The 1,272-nt window shown below is 54.9% G+C and carries 2 protein-coding genes; both read right to left on the reverse strand.

Features of this window, described 5'->3' with window-relative positions; all coding sequences use genetic code 11:
• Window positions 1–587, reverse strand: a 587-nt coding sequence (gene ku / locus BLX89_RS23725) for a non-homologous end joining protein Ku (RefSeq protein ID WP_075293389.1), incomplete at its 3' end; no start/stop codon positions are given.
• A gap of 10 nt (window positions 588–597) precedes the next feature.
• The coding region (gene ku / locus BLX89_RS23730) for a non-homologous end joining protein Ku (protein ID WP_075293390.1) at window positions 598–1,272 on the reverse strand (675 nt) is incomplete at its 5' end.

The raw sequence follows: 1,272 nt of genomic DNA on the forward strand, positions 1-1,272 counted from the left end.
ATTGCGGAGACGACCTTCGTGTCGGCTTTTTTATCAATTTCCTTGAAATACTCAGTTTCGGGACGGACCTCGTTGCCGAAGCGAAGGGTCCACAAAACTATGCCGTTGTCCCGGGCTTCCAACACAACCGCCCGCTCCCGTCTTCCGAGCACCAGTCTAGACACCGCAAGGACATCCTCGGCAGCCATTGCATCACGTATTACGGCGAAAGCCTCGTCCCCGATTTTGTCGTTGGCTGTCAGGAAGAAAGGGCTTTCGAGGTAGACCCAGTCGATGCTATCGCGTGGTACAAACCGCTCTATATCAATTGTCCGAACGCTTTCGAGTTCGACCGTCTCAAGGTCCTCGTCAGTGAGAAGCACGTAGTCGTTCTCGCCGCGCTCGAAGCCCTTGGCTTCGTCGTCTTCTTTCACCGGTTTTCCAGTAACGGCGTCGACGTACTGGGAACGCACTCGGTTTCCCGTTTCCTTGTTCAGAGTATGAAACCGCACCTTCTCCGATTCCGAGGTTGCCGGTGTCATCGCGACCGGGCAGGTGACGAGGGAGAGCTTCAGGTATCCTCTCCAATAGGGGCGGCGTGGTGCCATGGCTCAATCCTCAACTGGCTTTTTTCTGTTTGGTTTTTGCTGGTAGCTTAGCCTTCGTCGTCTTTCGAGTGGGCTTCGTGTCCTTCTTTTTGCGATTGGCGCTGGCCGGTTTTGTCTTCTTTTTATCGTCACCGCCAGCTCCAACACTTTCCCGTAGAGCTGCGAGAAGATCGCTGGGCTCGGAAACCTTGATGGGTTTTGGTTTGGGCAAGGACTTGCCCTTCGCTTTCGCTTCGACCAGCTTTTCCAACGCGTTCTCGTACCGGTCCTCAAACGTGGCAGGGTCGAAGTCGCCCTTCTTCGTTCCGATGATGTGTTTTGCCAGGTCGAGCATTTCGGCTTCAACCTTGACCTTCGGGACATCCTCGAACGCTTCCTTTGACGACCGTACCTCGTAGTCGTGGTTCAAGGTCGTCGCGATCAGGCCGCGACCGTGCGCGCGGATGAGGACGGTTCGAATACGGCGGAAGAGCACGGTCTGGGCGACAGCGATTGTATTGGAATTTTTCAGTGCGTCACGGATTGCGGCGAACGCATCTTCGGATTCCTCGTCACTCGGAACGAGGTAGTAGGGCTTGTCGAAGTAAATATCGTCGATCTTGCCGCATGGGATGAAGGCTTCGATGTCGAGCATTTTGTCAGCATCAGGTACAACGGCAGCGACTTCCTCGGGATCGATCATGAG

The organism is Pararhizobium arenae (genome assembly GCF_001931685.1).
Lineage (GTDB): Bacteria > Pseudomonadota > Alphaproteobacteria > Rhizobiales > Rhizobiaceae > Pararhizobium > Pararhizobium arenae.